The organism is Candidatus Pseudothioglobus sp. Uisw_050_01, assembly GCF_048085775.1.
Taxonomy (GTDB): Bacteria; Pseudomonadota; Gammaproteobacteria; order PS1; family Pseudothioglobaceae; genus Pseudothioglobus.
The window spans coordinates 1,750,371-1,772,508 of record NZ_CP159804.1 but is presented as its reverse complement, the minus strand read 5'-3'; the positions used below and the strand labels follow the sequence as shown (position 1 = coordinate 1,772,508).

At 38.4% G+C, this 22,138-nt stretch carries 20 protein-coding genes and 1 tRNA gene; 12 read left to right on the top strand and 9 right to left on the bottom strand.

Annotated features, from left to right (window positions below; genetic code table 11):
* Positions 1–90: 90 nt before the first annotated feature.
* The 6 genes from ABXT51_RS08995 (at position 91) to ABXT51_RS08970 (ending at position 7,017) form a co-directional block, all read left to right on the top strand.
* Complete coding sequence (locus ABXT51_RS08995; protein WP_416695495.1) at positions 91–2,160, top strand: FAD-dependent oxidoreductase; 2,070 nt, start codon at positions 91–93, stop codon at positions 2,158–2,160.
* 95 nt (positions 2,161–2,255) lie between these two features.
* Entirely contained in the window at positions 2,256–3,002 is a 747-nt protein-coding gene (tpiA, locus tag ABXT51_RS08990) for a triose-phosphate isomerase (protein WP_416695493.1), read from the top strand.
* Position 3,003: 1 nt separating this feature from the next.
* Complete coding sequence (secG, locus tag ABXT51_RS08985) at positions 3,004–3,333, top strand: preprotein translocase subunit SecG (protein ID WP_271541938.1); 330 nt, start codon at positions 3,004–3,006, stop codon at positions 3,331–3,333.
* A 5-nt stretch (positions 3,334–3,338) separates the two neighbouring features.
* Positions 3,339–3,423 (top strand) — tRNA-Leu (locus tag ABXT51_RS08980).
* 86 nt (positions 3,424–3,509) lie between these two features.
* The gene (locus tag ABXT51_RS08975) at positions 3,510–4,421 is read left to right on the top strand and encodes a DMT family transporter (RefSeq protein ID WP_416695491.1); all 912 of its coding nucleotides are present in this window, start codon (positions 3,510–3,512) and stop codon (positions 4,419–4,421) included.
* Positions 4,422–4,545: 124 nt separating this feature from the next.
* Positions 4,546–7,017, top strand: coding sequence for an efflux RND transporter permease subunit (locus ABXT51_RS08970; protein WP_416695489.1), 2,472 nt, complete (start codon positions 4,546–4,548; stop codon positions 7,015–7,017).
* 61 nt (positions 7,018–7,078) lie between these two features.
* On the opposite strand, the gene tsf is transcribed toward ABXT51_RS08970, so the two are convergent.
* Together tsf and rpsB are read right to left on the bottom strand one after the other, a co-directional pair.
* Entirely contained in the window at positions 7,079–7,957 is an 879-nt protein-coding gene (gene tsf / locus ABXT51_RS08965; RefSeq protein WP_416695487.1) for a translation elongation factor Ts, read from the bottom strand.
* A gap of 33 nt (positions 7,958–7,990) precedes the next feature.
* Positions 7,991–8,977, bottom strand: a complete 987-nt coding sequence (gene rpsB / locus ABXT51_RS08960) for a 30S ribosomal protein S2 (protein ID WP_416695485.1) — start codon at positions 8,975–8,977, stop codon at positions 7,991–7,993.
* Between the two features lie 371 nt (positions 8,978–9,348).
* Between rpsB and ABXT51_RS08955 the strand changes: the two genes are divergently transcribed.
* Genes ABXT51_RS08955 through ABXT51_RS08930 form a run of 6 tightly spaced genes read left to right on the top strand, consistent with a single transcriptional unit; the run spans position 9,349 to position 15,099 of the window.
* Positions 9,349–10,596 carry an NAD(P)/FAD-dependent oxidoreductase gene (locus ABXT51_RS08955; RefSeq protein ID WP_416695483.1) on the top strand — a complete coding sequence of 416 codons (1,248 nt, stop codon included), beginning with the start codon at positions 9,349–9,351 and terminating at the stop codon, positions 10,594–10,596.
* Positions 10,593–11,357: a DUF1365 domain-containing protein gene (locus tag ABXT51_RS08950; protein ID WP_416695481.1), complete on the top strand. Its 765-nt coding sequence runs from the start codon at positions 10,593–10,595 to the stop codon at positions 11,355–11,357. Before ABXT51_RS08955 ends, ABXT51_RS08950 begins: the two co-directional genes overlap by 4 nt.
* On the top strand, positions 11,354–12,643 hold the full coding sequence (locus tag ABXT51_RS08945; protein ID WP_416695479.1) for a class I SAM-dependent methyltransferase: 1,290 nt from the start codon (positions 11,354–11,356) through the stop codon (positions 12,641–12,643). The genes ABXT51_RS08950 and ABXT51_RS08945 overlap by 4 nt, the downstream gene beginning before the upstream one ends.
* Positions 12,644–12,647: 4 nt before the next feature.
* Positions 12,648–13,682, top strand: coding sequence for an SAM-dependent methyltransferase (locus tag ABXT51_RS08940; protein ID WP_416695477.1), 1,035 nt, complete (start codon positions 12,648–12,650; stop codon positions 13,680–13,682).
* Positions 13,682–14,563, top strand: coding sequence for a DUF1295 domain-containing protein (locus ABXT51_RS08935; protein ID WP_416695476.1), 882 nt, complete (start codon positions 13,682–13,684; stop codon positions 14,561–14,563). The genes ABXT51_RS08940 and ABXT51_RS08935 overlap by 1 nt, the downstream gene beginning before the upstream one ends.
* 14 nt (positions 14,564–14,577) lie before the next feature.
* Positions 14,578–15,099, top strand: a complete 522-nt coding sequence (locus tag ABXT51_RS08930; RefSeq protein WP_416695474.1) for an SOUL family heme-binding protein — start codon at positions 14,578–14,580, stop codon at positions 15,097–15,099.
* Between the two features lie 13 nt (positions 15,100–15,112).
* On the opposite strand, the gene ABXT51_RS08925 is transcribed toward ABXT51_RS08930, so the two are convergent.
* The 7 genes from ABXT51_RS08925 to ABXT51_RS08895 all read right to left on the bottom strand — a co-directional run bounded on the left by ABXT51_RS08925 (position 15,113) and on the right by ABXT51_RS08895 (position 22,128).
* Positions 15,113–15,529 (bottom strand): Fur family transcriptional regulator, encoded by a 417-nt coding sequence (locus ABXT51_RS08925; RefSeq protein WP_271541885.1) that lies wholly within the window; start codon positions 15,527–15,529, stop codon positions 15,113–15,115.
* Complete coding sequence (locus ABXT51_RS08920) at positions 15,522–16,076, bottom strand: DUF3299 domain-containing protein (protein ID WP_271556643.1); 555 nt, start codon at positions 16,074–16,076, stop codon at positions 15,522–15,524. The genes ABXT51_RS08925 and ABXT51_RS08920 overlap by 8 nt, the downstream gene beginning before the upstream one ends.
* Positions 16,077–16,081: 5 nt before the next feature.
* Positions 16,082–17,329, bottom strand: a complete 1,248-nt coding sequence (locus tag ABXT51_RS08915) for an ABC transporter permease (RefSeq protein ID WP_416695472.1) — start codon at positions 17,327–17,329, stop codon at positions 16,082–16,084.
* Positions 17,322–17,981, bottom strand: coding sequence for an ABC transporter ATP-binding protein (locus tag ABXT51_RS08910; protein WP_416686994.1), 660 nt, complete (start codon positions 17,979–17,981; stop codon positions 17,322–17,324). Before ABXT51_RS08910 ends, ABXT51_RS08915 begins: the two co-directional genes overlap by 8 nt.
* 11 nt (positions 17,982–17,992) lie before the next feature.
* Entirely contained in the window at positions 17,993–18,688 is a 696-nt protein-coding gene (locus ABXT51_RS08905) for a ZrgA family zinc uptake protein (RefSeq protein ID WP_416695470.1), read from the bottom strand.
* A gap of 72 nt (positions 18,689–18,760) precedes the next feature.
* A complete protein-coding gene (locus ABXT51_RS08900) occupies positions 18,761–20,515 on the bottom strand; it encodes an acyl-CoA dehydrogenase family protein (protein WP_271558714.1) in 1,755 nt (584 codons plus the stop codon).
* Complete coding sequence (locus ABXT51_RS08895) at positions 20,515–22,128, bottom strand: long-chain-fatty-acid--CoA ligase (RefSeq protein WP_416695468.1); 1,614 nt, start codon at positions 22,126–22,128, stop codon at positions 20,515–20,517. Before ABXT51_RS08895 ends, ABXT51_RS08900 begins: the two co-directional genes overlap by 1 nt.
* Positions 22,129–22,138: the final 10 nt, after the last annotated feature.

The window sequence follows — 22,138 nt, the reverse complement described above, 5'->3', positions numbered from 1 at the left end:
TTGGATTTGTTGTTCTTTATTAACCCCACATCTATATAATTTAACTAATAAAACATAAAAAATTTGACCTTCAACCCAGAAAACTGACTAATGAAAAAAAACCCTTATAGTAGACTTTTTGAGCCTGTTAAGATTGGCCCTGTCGTTACAAAAAATCGTTTTTATCAAGTTCCACATTGTTGTGGAATGGGGCATCAAAGGCCACAAGCACACGCTGCTATGAGAGCCTTAAAAGCAAAAGGTGGGTGGGGGGTTGTTAGTACAGAGGAGTCAGAAATACACCCCACTTCCGATTTGTCGCCATATGTTGAACAAAGAATATGGGATAAAAGAGATATTCCAGCTCTAAGTCTTATGACAGATGCTGTTCATAAACATGGTGCTCTTGCGGCAATAGAGTTAGCCCACAACGGAAACCATGCTGCTAACTTATATTCAAGGCTGCCTGTTATTTCGCCCGTAAGTCAATCTATAGATCTTGTTTATCCCAAACAAACTAGGCGCATGAATAAGAAAGACATTGCTGAGTTTAGGCGCTGGCATCGTAACGCCGCTTTAAACGCAAAGGCCGCTGGTTTTGATATTATTTATGTCTATGCGGGCCATGGCATGACGCTTACCCAAGAATTTTTGCTTCCAGAAATTAACGATCGTACTGATGAGTATGGCGGCAGTATTGAAAACCGCGTTCGTTTAACACGGGAGTTGCTTGAGGAAACTAAAGATGCTGTTGGTGATACCTGTGCAGTAGCTTTTAGGTTTGCTGTTGATGAGCTTAAGGGTTCAGACGGAATGCAATTCTTTGAGGAAGGAAGAGCGGTAGTTGAAATACTGGCAGAAATTCCTGACCTCTGGGATGTTAATGTTTCTGACTGGGCTAATGACTCACAAACTTCTCGTTTTGAGCCAAATGAGGGCTATCAAATTCCATATGTTGAATTTGTGAAAAGCATAACAACAAAGCCAGTAGTTGGGGTTGGTCGGCTTACATCTCCAGACCTAATGGTTAGCTTAATTGAGAGAGGGGCCTTAGATCTTATTGGTGCAGCGAGACCTTCAATAGCAGATCCTTATCTTCCTAACAAAATAAAAGCTGGAAAGACTGATCAAATAAAAGAATGCATTGGTTGTAATATTTGCGTATCGAGCGATAATTTTTCAGTTCCAATTCGTTGTACACAAAACCCAACTATGGGAGAAGAGTGGAGAAGGGGCTGGGACCCAGAATCAATTAAACCTAAAAAGACAGATCAAAAAGCACTTGTTATTGGATCTGGACCTTCCGGATTAGAATGCACTATGCAGCTAGCAAGACGTGGTTATCATGTTACGTTGGCAGAGGCAGATAATAAATTAGGAGGCAGAGTGCTTTTTGAGTCTGGGCTTAAAGGCCTTTCTGCTTGGAAACGAGTCTCTGATAATAGAATTTATGAGATACAGCAAAAAAACAATATTGAAATTTACAAAGAAAGCGCATTAACTCTTTCACATATAAATGAACTTGGAATCAATAATATATTTTTAGCTACTGGGTCAAGTTGGCGCAAAGACGGTGTCGGCAGAAGTAGAAGAAAACCAGTTCAGGGCCTAGAGTCGCTTCAGGTGCTAACTCCAGAAGAGGCGATAAAGCAGAGCCCAAATTTAAGGGGCCCTATTGTTGTTTATGATGATGAGCAGGGATATTTGGCAGGGGTAATTGCGGATCATTTGAGTTTTGATGAACACGAAGTAATTTTTATAACGCCAGCAAGCGTTGTATCTCCATGGACAGAGTCAACTCTAGAACAAAAAAGAATTCAGAAGGCGCTTTTGGTTAGTGGCGTTAACGTAATTTGCAATAAGACCATAGATAAGGCTGAAGGTAGTAATCTTAATCTTAAGTGTGTGTTTACCGGAGAGATTTCACTTTTAAAATGTTCATCACTAGTAATGGTTACAGAGCGCATTCCAAACACTACGCTCTATGATCAGCTTGTGGAGCAAGAAAATAATACTGAACAGGGCGAAGCAAAACACATCCAGTTAATTGGAGATGCCGAGTCTCCAGGTTTAATAGCAGATGCAGTCTTTTTAGGCCACCTTGCCGCGCAAAGTTTTGAGGAGCCGGAACAAGAAATACAAAAGGCCATGTTTATGCGTGAAATGCCAAGTCTTAAGTAAAGACAATACTGGAGAGGGGCTAAGGCCTATTTCACAATTGATTTTGTGCGTGTTTTAGAGTAACATTGCCCTCTTTTTGTATGACCTAATAAAGTATGCGCAAGACAATTATTGCTGGAAACTGGAAAATGAACGCCAGTAAGGTCTCTGTTAAGAGCCTAATTGATGGAATATTGTCTGGAATGGAAGGCGTTAATTCAGAGGTTTTGGTTTGTGTTCCTTTTCCATATATGTCCCAAGTTGAGTCTTTGATAGAAGGCAGTAATTTAAAGCTTGGCGCCCAGAACATTAACATAAACGCATCAGGCGCATTTACTGGCGAAGTTAGTGCCGACATGATAAAGGACTTTGGTGCAAAACATGTTATCGCTGGACATTCTGAAAGAAGAAGTTTATACGGCGAAACAAGTTTGGTCGTTGCTGAAAAAACGAAAGCTGCAATAGATGCTGGTTTGTCACCTCTCTTATGTGTTGGAGAGTCTCTAGAGCAGAGAGAGGCTGGAAAAACTGAGACAGTTGTTGCGGAACAAATTAATGCTGTTATAGAGTTAGTTGGCATAGAGTCTTTTGACAGTATTATTATTGCCTATGAACCAGTCTGGGCAATAGGAACAGGCGTGACAGCAACGCCGGAACAAGCACAAGCGGTTCATTTTTTTATACGAAACCTCTTAGGCGAGAGTAGTGAAAATATTGCTCAAAAAACACCTATACTATACGGTGGAAGTATGAATGCAGGTAATGCTGTTGAGTTAATTTCTTGCCCAGATATTGATGGCGGGCTTATTGGTGGGGCTGCTCTAAAAGCAGAAGATTTTTTACAAATATGTAAGGCAGGTTAATATGACATTTCAAATAATTTTAGTAATTCATGTGCTATTGGCTCTTGGGCTAGTCGGGCTAATATTAATTCAGCACGGCAAGGGAGCAGATGCGGGCGCTGCATTTGGTTCTGGGGCCGCAGGCTCAGTTTTTGGAGCTAGAGGCGCGCATTCATTTTTATATAAATTAACCGCAGTCATGGCTATTGGTTTTTTTGTAACCAGCATAAGTCTTGCTTACTTCGCTTCAAATGAAAGGTCTGCAGCAGAGGCCGACCAAAGTATTATGTCCCAGACAACTATGAGTGATGATGGGCTTGATACAGACGCAAGCGAAATTCCCAGCAATTAATTAAAGCCGTCGTGGTGAAATTGGTAGACACGCAGCCTTGAGGGGGCTGTAGCGCAAGCTGTGACGGTTCGACTCCGTCCGACGGCACCAAACGTAGTTGTTTTAACTCAAGCTTTATTCATACAGTTTATTAAGGATGTTATGTACAATCAGCATTCTTTCATAATTAAGAGTTAATGAAAATTACGAATATAAAAATACTTAAAGGAATAGGCTTAATGCTTTTGGCGATGACTATTGTTCCTTTTTTAGATATTTTTGCTAAGCTTTTGAGCCAAGAAGGCTATCACGTAACACAAGTTACATGGACACGGTTTTTTTTCCATGCTGTCTGGTTGTTGCCAATGATTATGTGGCAAAAGGTTAGGTTATTTTCAATCCCTGAAAAGCCCGGCTTACAGTTTTTGCGGGGCTTGATGTTAACGCTAGCCACACTATTCTTTTTTGCAGCCATTGTAACCAATGATATCCCTGAAGCGCTTACGCTTTTATTTATCTCTCCTCTTGTTGTTGCAGTTCTCTCACCCTTTATTTTAGGAGAGCGTTTTGATATATTTATTGGGGCTGGCGTTCTAATAGGATTTATAGGGGTTATAGTAGTTCTTCAGCCAGATAGCGAGCAGTTTGATCCGACTTTATTGTTTGCCCTAGTTGCGGGAGTTTGCTATGCCCTTTATATTATCATAACCAAAAAATTATCTTTTCGTGCGCCACCAGTTTTAACTTTATTTTATTCTGCTGTCGTTGGAATAGTTATTATGACGTTGATTGTTGTGCCTTATTGGACAACTCCAGATTTAAAGGGTGTTTTAATGGGGGCAGCAATGGGTTTTTTTGCTGCAGCTTCGCACTTTATGATTATCAAGGCTTTTGAGTTTGCTAGCGCCTCAGAGCTAAGCCCCTTCAATTATTTTGAGATCGTAGTTGCCATTATTTTGAGCTATTTAGTTTTTGGTGTTTTGCCAAACGTTCAAGCGATACTTGGATTAATTATTATTATTCTTAGTGGTCTTTATGTCTCTTGGCGAGCAATGAAAAATAATCAAGATCAGGAAAACAAACAAGACGCCTTGATAGAGCCTTTATAAAAAGGATAGGCCAGACTTTAATCAATTCTATTCTTATTCTTTAATGTCTAACATATAATATGCAGGCTTTAATTTTCTTATGAAGTCCTTATATACTCAACATTGCAATTAACCATAAAATAATATGAATTGGCGAACAAAAACCGAAGCAAAGATAGAGTTATTTTCTGATTGGCTTTTTGATAACGCCAAGAAAACAATACTAATTATTTTTCTTCTTGTAGCTGCTCTTGGCTCGCAATTGCCATCTTTAAAGATTGATACAACTACTGAAGGGTTTTTACATAAATCAGACCCAATGCGTGTTGAGTACGACATATTCAGAGATCAGTTTGGCAGAGATGAAAAGTTAATGATCGCTGTTAAAACTGAAAATATTTTTGACTTAAGCTTTTTAAAGAAGCTTGATAGCTTTCATGACGCTCTTGAGAGCGAGCTACCAAATATTAAAGGCGTTGACTCTCTAATAAATGCAAGAAATACTTATGGAATCGAGGGCGAGTTAATTGTTGAGCCCTTAATTGTCAGCCTCCCTGAAACTAAGGGTGAATTATTCAAACTAAAAGAAACAGTCATTAGCAATAGACTCTATGAAAACTCACTTTACAGTGAAGACTTTACTATGACTACTGTTACGATTGACACAGAAACATACTCTAATGATGGGCTTTCAAATGAGCCAGTTAATATAGAGTTTGATGATGGCCTAGAGTTTGATGATGGCCTAGAGTTTGATGATGGCCTAGAGTTTGATGATGGCCTAGAGTTTGATGATGATAGCTTGGGCGGCCAGAGGGTGTATTTAACAGATGCTGAGAACGATGAAATAATTGCAAAAACCCAGAGCATCATGCAGCGTTTTGATGGAGATAATTTTGAAATATACTTATCAGGCTCGGCTGCAATTGCAGGGATCTTTAAGCAAGCCCTAATGAATGATTCAGTTATTTTTATTAGTTTAATGATGATTGTTATTATGGTTGTTTTGTTTGCTTTATTTAGGCGTATTTCAGGCGTTATATTGCCATTAGCCTGCGTATCTCTTACGCTTATAACAACCGTCTCATTAATGTCGGTATTTTCAGCTCCTTTTACAATGGCTACCCAAATTATGCCAACCTTTTTGTTGGCGGTGGTGACTAGCGCATCTATACATTTGCTGGCAGTCTTCTATAAGGACTTTTCAAAAACAAATGACAAGAAAGCATCCTTGAGGTATGCAATGGGCCACTCAGGTCTAGCAATTATAATGACCTCTATTACCACAGCTGTTGGCTTATGGTCCTTCTCTTTTTCTGGAGTTGCACCCGTAGCCGATCTTGGTGTTTTTGCTAGCAGCGGCGTAATGATTGGCTTAGTTTTTACTCTCATCTTTCTGCCTGCTTTAATATCTATAACTAGAGTTAAAACCCTTAAGACCAATTTAGATAAAGAAGGTCAAACCCTAATGGATAGATCTCTTATCGGAATAAGTGTGTTCGCAACTGGACGCCCAAAACTTATAGTGTCGGTAAGCGCTGTATTAATTATTTGCGCAGCTATAGTTGCATCACAGCTTAGGTTTTCTCACTTTCCGCTTCAATGGCTTCCAGAAGATAACTTTGCGCGCGTCGCAACCGAGGCGGTTGACAAAAATCTTAAGGGCTCCCTAACGCTTGAAGTTATTATTGACACTGGAGAAACAAATGGACTTTATAACCCAGAGCTTTTAAAGGTGATTGATGACGTTTCTAAAAATATAAATTCTATCTCAACAGGAAACATGTTTGTTGGAAAAGTTATTAGTTATATTGATGTTATCAAGGAAACAAATAGAGCGCTTAATGAAAACCGTGAAGAGTTTTATGCGATTCCTGATGATCCTGATCTTATTGCACAGGAGTTTTTGCTTTTTGAAAGCAGCGGCAATGATGACCTTTCGAGCCTTGTAGATGCAAATTATTCTAAAGCCCGGCTAACGCTTAAAACCCCTTTTATTGACTCACTTGAGGCTAATATTTTTATAGATAATGCACAGGTCTACCTAGATCAAAAGTTTGGACCTCTTGCTAAAGTTACTTTCACTGGTATTGGAACCTTGATGACTGTAACTTTTGAAGAGGCGATTTATAGTAGTGCATTTAGTTATGTCCTTGCCTTTTCATTAATAACTATTCTTATGGTGTTATTAATTGGCAATGTAAAAATTGGCCTCATTAGTATGATTCCAAATATTCTGCCCATAATTTTTCTTTCAACAATTATGGTTGTCTTTAAAATGCCTCTTGACATGTTTACCTTATTGATTGGTGCTATAGCACTTGGACTTGCGGTGGACGATACTGTTCATTTTATGCATAACTTTAGAAGATATGAGCTTCAATATAATGATGTTGATAAGGCAGTAAGGCTTACATTGCTTGGCACTGGAAGAGCCATTACACTAACTTCTATAGTCCTCGCTCTTGGCTTCCTTGTGCTGACCTTTTCTCAAATGAACAACATGTTTGACTTTGGTGTTTTAACAGCCAGTGCAATTTTGGTAGCAGTATTGGCAGACTTTTTCTTGATGCCAGCAATAATGAAGCTGATTATTAAAGATAAGGCTAGTATGTAGGAGTTGTAAATTCGAACTATAAAAAAGGCGCCGAAGGCGCCTTTTTTGAAGATCTTAAAGCTTAGCTCTGGGCTTGAGCCATAACCTCTTCGACAAAATTATCTTCTTTTTTCTCAATACCCTCACCGACTTCATAGCGAATAAAAGACTCAACCTCTGAATTTTTAGATTTCACTAAGGCGCCAACGGTAGTGTCTGGATCTTTAACAAAAGATTGGCCGTAAAGAGTAACTTCATTGACAAATTTTTTCATTCTCCCAACAATCATTTTTTCAATAATATTGTCAGGCTTTCCACTTTCTTTAGCTTGTTCAATAAAAATTGCCTTTTCTCTTTCAAGAAGTTCAGTTGAGAGCTGGTCTTCACTTATACATTCAGGCTTTGAGGCTGCAATATGCATAGCGATATCTTTTGCAAGTTCGGCGTCATTTGAAGACAATACTGTGAGTACAGCAATTCTCTCACCATGCTTGTATACGCCTAAAACTCCGCTTTCAGTGCTGACAATTTGAACTCTTCTAACTGAAATATTTTCACCAATTTTAGCGATAATTTCTTCTCTTGCCTGATCAACAGTAACGCCAGAGTCTAGTTTTTGCTCTGAAAAAATCTCAATAGATTCTGGTTTATTCTTTAGTGCTAGGGCGCCTAAAGTGTCAACAAAATCAATAAAGGCAGAGCCTTTAGTTACAAAGTCTGTTTCAGAATTAACTTCAAGAATTGCAGCATGCATTTTATCTTCACTAATAGTAACACTTACAAGTCCTTCAGAGGCCACTCGGCCAGCTTTTTTTGCAGCTTTTGCTGCCCCAGATGCTCGCATTAAATCAATTGCAGCTTCTAGGTCTGCATTGGTCTCAACCAAAGCTTTTTTGCAGTCCATCATGCCTGCGCCAGTTCTTTCTCTTAGTTCTTTAACTAAAGCGGCTGTAATTGCCATAATTTATCTCCTATATATACTTTGTATAGCTATTTATTCAGTATCTGCCTTCTTAGCAGCAGGCTTCTTAGCAGCAGGCTTCTTAGCAGCAGGCTTCTTAGCAGCAGGCTTCTTAGCAGCAGGCTTCTTAGCAGCAGGTTTCTTAGCAGCAGGCTTCTTAGCAGCAGGCTTCTTTTCTTCAGTAGCAGCTTTAGTCTTAGCAGCAGGCTTCTTTTCTTCAGTAGCAGCTTCAGTCTTAGCAGCAGGCTTCTTTTCTTCAGTAGCAGCTTCAGTCTTAGCAGCAGGCTTCTTTTCTTCAGTAGCAGGCGCAGATTTCTTAACTGCAGCTTTGTTTTCTACAATTGAGGCTTTAGCCTCTAGTATTGCATTAGCAATTTCTCTCGCATAATAACCAATTGCTCTTATTGAGTCATCATTTCCCGCTATAACATAATCAATTCCCTCAGGACTGTGATTTGTGTCAACAACACCGATAATTGGAAGTTGTAAAGTATGGGCTTCACGAACCGCGTTCTTTTCATGACCAATATCAACCACGAAAATAACATCAGGAATGCTGCCTAAATCTTTAATTCCACCAAGACTTCTTTCAAGTTTTTCTTGCTCTCTAGTCATAATGAGCGCTTCTTTTTTTGTAAACTGAGAAAAATTTTCTTCAGCAAGAAACTCTAAATCCTTAAGGCGCTTAATAGAGGCTTTAATAGTTTTATAATTTGTCATCATGCCGCCTAGCCAGCGATGGTTGACATAAGGCATCCCACATCTAATTGCCTCTTCTTTAATAATGTTGCTTGCTGCTCTCTTTGTGCCAACAAAAAGGATTGATCCTCCAGCAGCAGCAGTTTTGCTTGCAAAGTTGAGGACATCATTAAATTGTGGTAGAGTTTTTTCTAGGTTAATTATGTGAACACCATTTCGTGTTCCGTAGATAAAAGGCTCCATTTTTGGATGCCAAAAACGAGACCTGTGACCAAAATGAACACCTGCCTCTAACATTTTTTTCATTGACGCTTTCGCCATATTTTTCTCCTGGGTTAAAACTTCCACATTGCCTATTAACCAACCTTATTAAAAAGGCACCCTGGCTAATATTGGGGCTCTGTGTGATACATTAAAATACTAACTTTATAAAGATTTAGTTAGCCCTTTTTCCAGCTCATGTTGGCTGAAAGGCGACGATTATCCCATATTTTTTTGAATTAAGCAAAGCATATTTTCTCTAATTACCTATATAGGCAGGGACTTACTCCCCTATTCACTAAAAAAACATACAACTCAAAAAAACACCCTTTATAATTATGCCTTTTTAAAATAATTGTGACCAGATGTTGGTTATGATATGTATCTAGCCTAATAAGGGGGGCTCTATAATACATATTTGATTTTATACTATGAAAATTGCTATTATTGGAAGCGGAATATCTGGCTTAACAGCCGCACACCTTCTTCACAAACAACATGATATTACCATTTTGGAAGCTAATGATTATATAGGCGGCCATACCCACACCCATCAAATCGAGGTAGACAAAAAGAAGTGGCTGATTGATTCTGGCTTTATTGTTTACAATGAAAACACATATCCAAACTTTATAAAGCTTCTTCAAAAACTTAAAGTCGACACGCAAAAAACTTCTATGGGTTTTAGCGTTAAGGCTCCAGGACAAAAACTAGAGTATTCTGGAGGCTCCCTAAATTCTTTATTTGCTCAACGCCTCAACCTATTTCGACCTTCTTTCTTGATGATGCTTAAAGACATTTTAAGATTTAATCGCATATCAGTGGCAAAGCTAAATAATTTAAACGAGTCAACAACAATCTATGAATTTTTGATTAACCATAAATTTAGTAAGAACTTTATTGAGCACTATATAATTCCAATGGGTGCTGCCATATGGTCAACAGCAGCGAAAAAAACAACAGAAATGCCAGCAGTTTTTTTTATTAGATTTTTCAAAAACCATGGACTACTTCAAATATTTAATCGTCCCCAATGGTTCGTAATTAAGGGCGGCTCAAAAGCATACATACCAAAAATAATTGCAGGATTTAAAAATAAAATTTTGCTTTCAACCCCAGTTTCCAAGGTTATAAGAAGCAAAAATAGTGTTGAGGTTTTTTATGGAAATGATTTTGCCTCTCATCAGTTTGATAAAGTTATATTTGCAACACACAGTGATCAAGCATTGGCATTATTAGAGGACCCTAGTGATGAAGAAGTTAAAATTTTAGGCTCTCTGCCTTATCAAAAAAATGTGGCACTGCTGCACACAGACTCTTCTATATTGCCTAAAAAGAAAATAACATGGTCTAGTTGGAACTACCTTTTGAGCGGTGATCAAAGTAAGCCGGTGACGCTAACCTATAACATGAATATTTTGCAATCATTAAAGTCGAAGACTAATTTTTTAGTAACCCTAAATAGTAATGGGGATGTTGACACAAGCAAAATAATTAAGACTTTAGTCTACCACCATCCTCTTTTCACGGCCAAGGGCGTTAAAGCACAAAAAGAAAAGAATAAAATAAGTGGTGTAAATAACACTTTTTATTGCGGGGCATATTGGGGAAATGGTTTTCATGAGGATGGCGTTAACAGTGCCCTTGATGTTTGTAGTTTTTTTGATAAGGCCTTATGATGCTCTCTAAAAATCACCAACTGTATTGGGGTACGATTAGTCATCAGCGACACACCCCATTTAAGCGGTTTTTTTCATACCCAATTTTTATGGCCTATATTGATATCTCGTCTTTAGCATCCACGATGAAGCCATCACTTCTTTGGAACATTAATAAGCCTGCGCTTGTTTCATTTAAAAGGAAGGACTACCATGGAGATCCAGACTTAGACTTAGATAGTGCGGTTCGAAAAACACTTCATGAAAAAACTGGTAAAGTTTTTAAAGGGCCAATTAGACTCCTGACGCACTTGAGATACTTTGGGCATTGTTTTAATCCAGTAAGTTTTTATTACTGTTTTGATGATTTAGACCAAAAGGTTGAGGCCATAATGGCTGAAGTAACAAACACACCATGGAAAGAAAGGCATGCCTACATTATTGAAGAGCAGACAGAAAATAATACTAGGACGGGGTTTATCGCCTCTCCAAAAAAACAACTACATGTAAGCCCTTTTTGGGGGATGGACCATGATTATGAGTGGTTTTTCTCACAGCCTGAAGACTCTCTAAATGTAAAAATGAAAAACTTTAAAGATGGTGAAAAGGTTTTTAATGTTTCGCTTGACTTAAAGAGGCGTGCATTTTCAAACGCAGGGCTTGTTAAGGCAATTTCCAGGTTTCCATTTATCACGCTGATGGTTGTATATAGAATCCATTGGCAAGCATTTATGCTCTATGTAAAAAGAGCTCCATTTTTTACACATCCTGACAAACTATGACTCAAGAAATTCAAACTAAAGACAGACTTTCAGTTGATGGCCTAGCAAACAATATTCAAGAAATGCAAAGAAGCACTAGAATGACTTCATTCTTTAAAAGGATTTTATTTAAAAAACTGAAAGGCTTAAAAACTGGTGAGCTGACAATAATTGATGGTTCTGAAATTCACGTATTTGGCATTCCAAAATCAGAGCTTAAGGCAACCTTAACTGTTTCATCTCAAGAGTTTTATGTTTTTTTAGGGAGTGGCGGCACCAACGGCGCAGCAGAGGCCTTCACTGCTGGTTATTGGTCTGCAGATAATTTGGTTGAATTAATTCAGATCATTATTAGAAATAAAAAAACCATGGAGGGGCTTGAATCTGGACTTGCAAGATTAACAAATCCAATCACTAAAATAATCCATAGGCTTAGACAAAACACCTTAAAAGGAAGCAAGAGTAATATCTTGGCACACTACGATTTGAGTAATGATTTTTATAAGCTATGGCTCGACTCAACCATGACTTACTCAAGCGGCATTTTTCTTAACAAGAAGTCAAGTATGCTTGATGCCTCGGTAGAAAAGCTGGATAGGCTATGTCGAAAACTAAACCTTAATAGTAGTGACCATGTTCTTGAAATAGGAACGGGATGGGGAAGCTTTGCAACACATGCAGCCAAAAATTATGGCTGTAAAGTTACCACTACGACTATATCAGACAATCAGTTTAATTATGTTGCTGCGCTGATTAGTAAGGAGAATTTAGATAATAAAATAACTTTACTAAACAAAGATTATAGAGAGCTTGAGGGTGTTTTTGATAAGGTTGTTTCAATTGAAATGATAGAGGCTGTTGGGTCTGACTTTGTGCCTGGCTTCTTTGAAAAGGCCTCTTCATTGCTGAAGAAAAATGGTTTAATGGCGCTTCAAGGAATAACATATAACGACCCAGACTTTAATGCCTATAAAAATTCGGTAGACTTTATCAGAAAATATATTTTTCCTGGCTCATGTCTTATCTCATTGTCACAAGTTGAGAAGGCCATCAAAGATAAAACGGATTTAATTATGGTTGACTCTGAAGATATAACTCTTCACTATGCAAGGACACTCGAGATATGGCGTAAAGACTTTGAAAATGTATTGCCGCAAGTGAGAGAGCTTGGTTTTTCAGATCCTTTTATAAGGATTTGGGTTTTTTACCTAGTCTACTGTGAAGCGGGATTTCTTGAAAACCTAATTGGTGATTTTCAGTTTATATTTGCTAAACCTGACTCCAAAAACATTAAAATTACACACTAAAAAAATGATTAAATTATTAATAAAACTTGCAGAAAATGGTTTATTACCAGACATGCTTATTAGGCTTGGAATAAGGCGTTTATGCGCTCAAAGGCTTTTAGAGGCAACGAGCATTGGCAAGCTTGAAATGGAAAAAAGACACTCATCTTGGATTGGCTTTTTAAATGAAAGCCCAATTGCTCTGGTTCCAGAAAAAGCAAATGAACAGCACTATGAGGTTCCACCAAGGCTTTTTGAATTGGTCCTGGGCTCGAACTTAAAATACAGTTCTGGTTATTGGCCAAAGGGTGCTTCGTCTCTTGACGAATCAGAGCTGGAGATGTTAAAGCTTTCTTGTGAAAGGGCATCCCTTTCAGATGGCCAAGAGGTTTTAGAATTAGGATGTGGTTGGGGCTCCTTGACTCTTTATATGGCACAAAATTTCCCTAATAGCAAAATTACTGCTGTTAGTAATTCAAAGGACCAGAGGCAGTTTATTGAGAACAAATGTAAGAAATTAAAGATAGAAAATATCAAGGTTATAACAGCAGACATGAACGACTTTTCAATTGATAAAAGCTTTGATCGTGTTGTTTCAATCGAAATGTTTGAACATATGCGTAACTATGGTGAGCTTCTAAAAAGAGTAAGTGGCTGGTTAAAAAAAGATGGAAAACTTTTTGTTCATATTTTTTCTCATAAAGAAATTGCCTATCCCTTTGAAGACCAAGATGAGGGAGACTGGATGGCTAGAGAGTTTTTTAGTGGCGGTCAGATGCCTTCACATAGGCTCCTAACCTGTTTTCCAAGTCGGATGAAAATTGAGAAAGATTGGAGGGTAGATGGAACTCACTATGAAAAAACCTCGCTCGCATGGCTTAACAAGATGGATAAAAATAAAGCTGAAGTGCTTAAATTATTCGAAAAAACTTATGGTAAAGATGAAGCAGGCATTTGGTTTCAAAGGTGGCGTATTTTTTTCATGTCATGCGAGGTTCTTTTTGGCTTTAAAAGTGGCTCTGAATGGGGTGTTTCCCACTATCTTTTTGAGAGGCCATAATGGATAATATCAAGGACCTTGTTGCTATTATTTTATGTATTTTGACAGCCTATTTTGTTGCAAATGCTGCAACAGTTGAGGGCGCTGTACTTTACGGCGTGCCAGCCATACTTTTATGTGCCGCTGTTAGCTTTATTGTGCACTGGATTGTTGCAATCCCTTCGCTTGTAACAAGCTCAGAAAAATATTTTGACTTTACAGGAATGATCGCAACTCTACTTCTAGTTGCTACTTCTATATTTGCACTTTTAGGCCAAGGAATGCAAGTTTCTATGCGCTCGACTATTGTGGCTATTTTTGTATCTATATGGACGCTAAGACTTGGGACATTTCTCTACATAAGAATAGTTAAAAGTGGAGAAGACAAAAGGTTTAGGGAGATCAAGAAATCGTTGCCAAAATTTTTAATGACATGGACTCTTTCAGCCCTATGGGTTTTCTTAACGACAGCAAATGCTGTTACCATTATTGTTTTAAATCAGCATGCAGCTCTTGACTTATTTTTTATAGCAGGATTTTCCCTCTGGGTTTTAGGGTTTGCTTTCGAGGCTCTCGCAGATAAACAAAAAAAGAGCTTTAGTGAAATCCCTGAAAATAAGGATAAATTTATAACACTTGGATTGTGGTCTATATCACGCCACCCAAACTATTTTGGGGAGATTGTTCTTTGGACGGGCATTGCAATTATATCGCTCCCACTTCTCTCAGGCTGGCAGTTTTTAACCCTTGTGTCGCCAGTTTTTGTCTATCTTCTCTTAACTAAAATAAGTGGACTACCTTTTTTAGAAGAAAAAGCTGAAAAAAAATGGGGCAATGACAAGGAGTATCTTGAATACAAGAACAACACACCCATATTGATTCCTTATTTTGGAAAAAAATAACTCAAACTAAAAAAATGGCAATTGAAACCCCTGAATATAAAATAATATCCAAGTATGAAGGCTTTGAAGTTCGTCGTTATAGTGACATGGTTATTGCTACAACAAAAGTTCAGGCCGACTACAAAGCCTCAACCTCTTCTGGATTCAGAAGAATTGCAAGTTATATTTTTGGTGGCAATGATAAAGAAATGAAAATTGCCATGACTGCACCTGTTATTGCTGATTGCCCTTCTGAGGGGCTTAAGTCTTATAACATTTCTTTTATAATGCCCAAAGAACACTCTATGAGCGACCTCCCCAAAGCCAACATAAGTGAAGTTTCAATTCAGAAAGAGAGTCTTGGTAAAGTCGCTGTTCTATCTTTTGGGGGCTGGGCTACTGAATCTAGAAGCATAAACTATCAAAAAAAACTTTCAGAGTTGCTTTTAAAAAACAAGATTGAAATAAAAGGAGGCTTTATGGTTGCTCAATTTAATTCACCATGGACGCTGCCAATGTTTCGTAAAAATGAACTTATGGTGAGAATAAGCAGTTAAATAGTTTTTTTATCTACTGGCACATCTTACAGAGCCCACTAAGCTCTACAGCTTGAGAGTTATTAACTGAAAACTTGTTGCTTTTAGGTAAAGAAAGTTGAGCTGAAAGCTGACAAGACTCTTCCACAGATTTACAACTAGTACAGTTAAGCAAGACATGAAAGTGGTTTGTGTGGCTATCATTGCAAACTAGATAAGTATTGCTTGAGTCCATTTTATGAACAACCCCCACATCAATCCAAAAGCTTAAGACCCTATAAATTGTACTAATATTAAATGAATGGCCTTTATCTTTTAAAGAGTCCCTCAGATCATAGGCAGAAAGATTTTTTCTTGCAGAGTCTAGTTCATTAATAATTGACATTCTTTGAGGCGTAGCACTTTTTCCAGACTCTAAACATTTAGACATTAATTTTGCGTTATTAATCATCACTTTCCTCTTCGTTTTTTCTATACTCCTCGTCACTAAAATGCAGCGTCTCAACAACTGCATCAGTAATGGCATATCCGCTATCAGCAATATCAAAACTTTGCGATCCTACAGATATTCTCCCATAAACAATTATTGGTACGTATAAATCGCGAAACTTTATTGGATTGTTTGACACATCGACAATCAGTGTTTGGTTTAGAGGTGGGGGCGGAACATGGATGCACTGACCAGCTTCAGGGACAAGCAAAAACTTGCTAATGTCAGATCCTACATATTCAATTGGAACCATGAATCCAGCAAGTGCAATATCTTCTCCTTCTAGCAATTTATTTAGTTTTGTTCCAGCCTCTTCTAATTTTGCTTGAAACTCTGGGCTATTATAGATTTCATAGGTCAGATCTTCTGGAATAAAATCATATGCATCAGCTGGCTCAAGGCTTAGCCAGTTTTCTTCTATTGTGGATAAATACTCATCAGTAACTACAATGGCAAAAGAGCTTAACGAGAAAAAAATTAAAATGGAGAGGGATATTTTTTTTAACATGCAGACTAGCTTAATGTTTGATGTAAATTTTTTCTAAAAACCATGACTGCTGGAACCAAACTACTTAATACTCCAGCAAATAAGATCAAGCCAAAAACCTTAATTTCCTCCAAGCTGATCCACTTAAACGAAGGTGAAATGCCTAAAGCCAAGTTTAACTGATTGGTTGCAAAGTAAGTCACAATTGTCACCAGAATAATTGCACCAATAATTGCAACCAATCCAATTACAAGAGACTCACATATTACCATTATGGCTAAAAATTTTGGCGAGGCCCCATTGGCTCTGTAAATTGTCATTTCCTGTTTACGGTTATCCAAACTGGCAATAATTAAAGTTACCATTGCTATGAGGCTGATTGCAATAATAATCCAGCTTAGAAGCTGAAATCCTTTATCAACTAACCCAACAATTGACCAAAGCTCTGACAATGCTATGCCCGGTATTACAGCAGATATAGCCTCCTTCGAGTATTCTCTAATACTCTTGGTAAATTTAAATAAAGTTATCTTTGATTTAAGGCCCACAAAAGCAGCTGTAACTGTTTTTGGGTCTAAAGCTCCAGCTGGCAGAGACGACAAGTCAATATCATCAAGGCTGAATACTTTTTTCCCGCTCATCCATCCAAGGTGAAGCAGCTCATAGCCCTTTAGGTCCAAAAAAATAGCTTGATCAATTGGGGTTCCTGTTTTCTTAAGAATCCCTGTAACCTTAAATGAAAAGTCATCATGCTTGCTACCTATTGACTCAACTGAGCCATGGGTGATTTGAATTTCTGAACCAACATTGTAATTAAGTCTTTCAGCAACATCAGACCCCAAGACTGCCTCCGATAGTTCAGAAAATGCTACTCCGTTCAAAAAAATCAATGATTGATTGTTGCCGTATTTAATGTGCTCAAAGTAATTTGATTGAGTCGCTACAACCCTAAACCCTCTATGACTATCACCTAGTGCAATTGGAACCAGCCAACTTATATCACTTCTCTGCTTAATATCATTGACAGTCTTCGTTGTGATGTTGTTTGTGGGCCTACCAAGATGAAAAACTGTGTATAAAACCAATTCAAGAGAGCTCGACCTTGGTCCAATAATTGCATCAACACCTGAAATACTTTGATTAAAGCCTTCCTCTGTGCCTTGTTGAACTCTCTCTATGCTTAATAGCAGAACCATTGAAGCCATCAAAGATATCGTCACAAGCGATGTCGGAATAATCCTTGAGCGCATTGATTTAAGCAAAAGACTAAGCATGCTGTTTATTCAAATCTATGACAGTGTCAAAGTAATGTGTAATAGAGGCGTCATGACTCACCATAATTATTGCCTGTTTGGTTGAGTCAAAAGCGTCCATCACCTCATTTAAAAATTTTTTAGTCGTTTCAGCATCAAGAGCAGAGGTTGGCTCATCAGCTAAAATTAAATCTGGCTTGCCAAGCAGAGCTCTAGCAACTGCAACTCTTTGTTGCTGACCAACGCTTAGGCGGTTTACTGGAGTTGTTAAAACCTCTTTTCCTAGCCCTAGTGATTTGACCAGTCTAGTGATTTCTTGATTTAGATCATTAACTTTAGATTTTCTAGATTGAGAGAATCTAATACCCAATGCTATATTTTCTGAAACACTTAAAAATGGAATAAGGTTAAGTGTTTGAAAAATATAGCCGATGTGATCTGCTCTAAATTTATCCAAAAGCAGGGAGGACATTGAAGAGTAATTAATGCCATCAAACTTAATATCACCAGCTTGAAGTTTTAAGGCGCCAGCAATCAGGCTGAGTAGAGTAGTTTTACCACAGCCTGAAAAGCCACTAATCAATAATCGCTGTCCCCTTTTAACCTCTATTTCTGGAAACACAATTTTTTTACCGTGCTGATAATGGTATTCCAGTCCCAGTGTTTCTAACATCAGATTCTCATTTAAAATATTACTTTATCGACGTCAGATTTTAGGCTTTTTGTTAGCGCTTTATTGTTTATTACTGCCTCGAAGTATAAATTTTCTAGTTCGCTGAAGTGATTGAATGCATTAATGGTAATGCTCTTTAATTGGCTTGGCTCATTGCAAGAAAACTCATATGATAATTCGACATCTTTGTGATCTCCTTCTGTTGAGACACTGTGAAGTTCAGATTTAAATGAAACTAAGTCACAATTAGCACCTTTAGGAAATGCAAATAATTGTGAATAATTTTGAAATTCAGCTAATGATTCATCTGATACGGTTAACTTATCATGCTCGTCATGTTCATCATGCTCGTCATGCTCGTCATGTTCATCATGCTCGTCATGCTCGTCATGTTCATCATTCTCATCATGTTCATCATGCTCGTCATGTTCATCATTCTCATCATGTTCATCATGCTCGTCATGTTCATCATTCTCATCATGTTCATCATGCTCGTCATGTTCATCATTCTCATCATGCTCGTCATGTTCGGCATGTTCATCAAGTAGTTGAACTATTGGCATTTCATAAGTAATAGCAACTTGATTTTGACTGATTACCATTGAAAAATTGTTTAGTCCGTGGGCATGTGCATCTGCACGCCTTTCTTCCTCTGCACTTGCAAAAGAAGAAATTAATAGCAACGAAAGAAAGCTAAGTTTTAACATTTTTGAGTCCTGTTTAATTAAAACAGGATAATATATCCTAAATGCAATATTATTGCAATAGGGTAAATGTAATTAATTCGTACACGCAGATATTGTTGAAAAATTTGATAGATATCTTGGCATGATAAAGTCTAGATAGTGTTTTGCAGTTTCAGTTTTTTCTTTTAAAAATTCAGAAGATGATGTGTTGTTTTTAAAAGCAGATGATGCCCTCTCAACGCTTAAAAGCATTTGCCAAGCTGCTGAAATAGTTCCAATCATCATGAGTGTATCAAAGGCAATTTTTCCAGTAAATTCTTTGTCATCAGAGTTTTTAGTAATAATCGAAACAGTTTCTTCAAGATCATCAAGAGACTTTTTAAACCGATCAATCTGCGACATGGAAATCAGCTTTGATAATGATGGGGCTTCGACACATTCTTGCATTTCTAAAATAAGCTCCCTAACTCCAAGCCCATCATCGCTAATGATTTTTCTACCAATGAGGTCCATTGCTTGAATTCCATTGGTCCCCTCATAGATTGGAAGTATGCGTGCATCCCTTAAAATCTGAGCAATTCCAGTCTCTTCAACATAGCCCATTCCTCCGTGACACTGAAGGCTGACAGAGGCAACTTCTTGTGCGGTTTCAGTGCACCAGCCCTTTACAACCGGCGTTAAGACTCCAAGTTTCCTTTTATGTTTTTCTAATAATTCTGCTGGCAAGTCGCTTCCAGAATAGTCAACTTCTGCACAAGCGGAATAGGCTAAAGCTCTCGATGCTTCGGTAATGGATTTCATGTTTGCTAACATTCTTTGCACATCAGGATGCCTAGCGATTGGACCAGGCTCTTGAAATCCTGGAGCAATTCCTTGAACACGTTCATTACAAAAACTAAGTGCTTGTTGGTACGCACGTTCTGAAACTGATACTCCCTGGAGTCCAACTGTGAGTCTTGCATTATTCATCATTGTGAACATACACTGAATACCTCTATTTTCCTCGCCAACTAAGTAGCCAATTGCCCCATCTTCTTCTCCATAGCTCATGACGCACGTCGGGCAAGCATGAATTCCAATTTTGTGCTCAATTGATAATGCTTTTAAGTCGTTTGACTCTCCAAGGGAGCCATCATCATTGACAAGAATCTTTGGCACTAAAAACAAAGATATGCCTTTAACACCCTGAGGAGAGTTTGGCAGTCGGGCCAACACTAAATGAATGATATTCTCAGACATATCGTGCTCGCCCCAAGTGATATAAATTTTTTGACCACAGATTAAATAATGATCGCCGTTTGGAGTTGCTCGCGTTTTAAGCGAACCAACATCTGTCCCTGCATCACCTTCAGTAAGATTCATCGTGCCGCTCCACTCACCAGATATAAGCTTTGGAAGGTAGCGCTGTTTGAGTTCCTCATTTGCATTTAGAGTTATTGCTTCCACTGCTCCCTGGGTAAGGAGAGGGCACAGACCCCATGACATGTTTGCCGAATGCCACATTTCTTGAACACTTGCAGCAACGACAAAAGGGACGCCTTGTCCTCCATAATTAGGTGAGAATTGTAACGAGCCCCACCCTCCTTCAACAAAGTGCTGGTACGCCTCTTTAAAACCAGTTGCAGTAGTGATTTTGCCAGAGCTGTCAATTTTTAAACCCTCTGAGTCGCCAGTTTTGTTAATTGGTTCTATCTCTTCTTTTGCAAGCTTTCCTGCAGCATCTAAAACAGTATCAATTATGTCAACTGTTGAAGCATCAAGGCCTATCTCATTACAAAGTTTTTCAATTTCAACAACTTCTTTTAATACAAAACTCATATCTTCTACAGGCGCAGTATAGTATGACATTATTCTTCTCCTAGGTTTTTAACTGACGCTCTAAGCTCGTGTTTTTGTATTTTCCCAGTTGCGGTTTTTGGCAGCGGCCCAAAGACAACTTTTTTTGGCCTTTTAAATTTAGCCATATTGTTTTTGCAAAAGGCTATAAGCTCATCTTCAGAAGCCTCTTGGTTAGACTTGAGTTCTACAAATGCACACGGCACTTCTCCCCAAGTCTCATTTGGCATTGCTACAACTGCTGCTTCTCCGACTGCAGGATGTTGATAAAGTACATTTTCAACCTCCACGGAAGAAATATTCTCACCACCCGATATGATGATGTCTTTTGATCTGTCTTTAATTTGAATATAGCCATCACTATGAATTACTGCTAGGTCACCACTATGAAACCAGCCACCTGCAAATGCCTCTTCTGTTGCCTTGGGGCTGTTCCAATAGCCCATCATACAAGTGTTACAGCGAATTACAATTTCACCAATCGCCTCTCCGTCATGCGGAACTCGCTGCCCAGTCTCTTGATCAATGACGCTAACATCCTCGGTCATTGGGAATCTTACTCCCTGCCTTGAGCTTAATTTAGCAAGCTCGGCTGGACTCTCATTAAGCCAAGATGCTTGAGGTGCGGCTTGAAGGATATGTCCATACGTTTCAGTCAATCCATATACATGCATAACATTAAATCCTAGTTTCATCATGCTCTCTAAAACCTTTGCAGGAGGAGGTGCGCCAGCAGTCATTACTTTAATTTCTCTCTCAAAATATTTTTGCGTTTCTTTAGGCGCGTTGGCAAGCATATTGAGCATTATAGGAGCTCCACCAAAGTGAGTTACATTATGCTGTTCAAGGAGGTTAAATACTTTTTCAGGGGCAAAAGTCCTAAGGCAAACTATAGTTCCAGCGATCGCAGCCATTGTCCAAGCATGGCCCCAGCCATTGCAGTGAAATAATGGAACTGAGTACAGATAAACCGGGTGGTTGGGAAGGCTCCAGCCAATCACAGTACCCATACTCATTAAATAAGAGCCACGATGATGATAGACGACGCCTTTAGGTTTTCCAGTTGTTCCAGAGGTGTAGCTGAGTGAAAGTGGGCTCCACTCATCATCAGGCATTTGCCAGTTATATAGAGGATCTCCATTTACAACTAGAGTTTCATAATCAGTTATATCTGAAGAAATATCAGGCTGTGATTCAGCAAAAGAATCGTTTATTACTACTATTTTTGGACTAACTGAAGTCATAGAGAGGGCCTCAGATGCAACTGCAAAAAGCTCTCTGTCTACAAAGAGCATCTTTGCATTACTGTCGTCAAAAATGTATGCAATTGTTGCGGCATCAAGTCTAATATTTATAGTGTTTAGGATTGCGCCAGCCATTGGAATTGAAAAATGTGATTCAAACATTTCTGGGGTGTTAAATGCCAGTACCGAGACAGTATCACCTGGCTTTATGCCATAACTTTTTAGACTTGAGGCAATTCGAACGCATCTTTCTCTTGACTCACTCCAAGTGTAAGCTCTATTTTCATAAATTACAGAAGTGTGCTGACCATAAACATCCGCTGTTCTATGTAAGAACGAAAGCGGTGAAAGAGGTATAAAATTTGCAGGATTTTTTTTCATAGCATTAACG